The organism is Falsirhodobacter sp. alg1, from assembly GCF_000739715.2.
GTDB lineage: Bacteria > Pseudomonadota > Alphaproteobacteria > Rhodobacterales > Rhodobacteraceae > Falsirhodobacter.
Genome location: NZ_BBJC02000053.1, coordinates 1 through 786, shown reverse-complemented (window position 1 = coordinate 786; position 786 = coordinate 1). Strand labels below are relative to the sequence as shown.

1 protein-coding gene and 1 rRNA gene are annotated in these 786 nt (G+C 54.6%); one reads left to right on the top strand and one right to left on the bottom strand.

The features are described from left to right. Positions 1–351: ribosomal RNA gene (locus TR36_RS14800) — 23S ribosomal RNA — on the bottom strand; the annotation flags it as partial. 43 nt (positions 352–394) lie between these two features. Here TR36_RS14800 and TR36_RS15175 point away from each other — a divergent pair. Then, entirely contained in the window at positions 395–688 is a 294-nt protein-coding gene (locus TR36_RS15175) for a hypothetical protein (protein ID WP_153010595.1), read from the top strand. Positions 689–786: the final 98 nt, after the last annotated feature.

The following is a 786-nucleotide window of genomic DNA, read 5'->3' as shown; positions in this document are numbered from 1 at the left end:
GCATCCTGAGCTTCGGCTCGTGGCTTGAGCCCCGTTACATCTTCGCCGCAGGACAGCTTATCTAGACCAGTGAGCTGTTACGCTATCTTTTAAAGGATGGCTGCTTCTAAGCCAACCTCCTGGTTGTTTTGGCCGTCCCACATGCTTTCCCACTTAGCCACGAATTAGGGGCCTTAGCTGCAGGTCAGGGTTGTTTCCCTCTTCACGACGGACGTTAGCACCCGCCGTGTGTCTCCCGGATAGTACTCTGCGGTATTCGGAGTTTGCTTAGACTCAGTAAGGCTGTGGGCCCCCATCATCCATGCAGTGCTCTACATGCCATCCGAAGCCCCGGCTCTNGGATATCTCGGAACCGGTGTCGCCTGCCTCTTCGGCATCCAAGCAGATCGGCATCATGACCCTGCCGATGAACCGCAACTACGGCGGCAATCTTCAGGCATTCGCCCTGATGAAAACCCTCAGGGGGCTTGGTCACCGCCCTGTTTTGCTGAACCGGCGTAACAGCAAGGCGGAACCGAGCAAGACCCCCGAGGATCTGGCACTGGATGCGGCAATTCCGCTTTATTCGTCCAATATCGGATTGGGCAAGAACGTTCCGAACCGCGGTTTTTGTCGAAGAGCATATGACGCCTATTTCCCGCCAGTTCTATTCGAGCTTTGCGATGAACAGGCATATCGACCGATATGAACTGGACGCGGTTATTGTCGGAAGCGACCAGGTTTGGCGCCCCAAATATTCCCGCGATATTTTAAGCGACTTCTTCCTGAATTTCCTTGAAGGGGACA

Excerpts from the sequence above, each read along its gene's own strand:
- TR36_RS15175 (WP_153010595.1), top strand. The coding sequence starts at position 395 with ATGACCCTGCCGATGAACCGCAACTACGGCGGCAATCTTCAGGCATTC.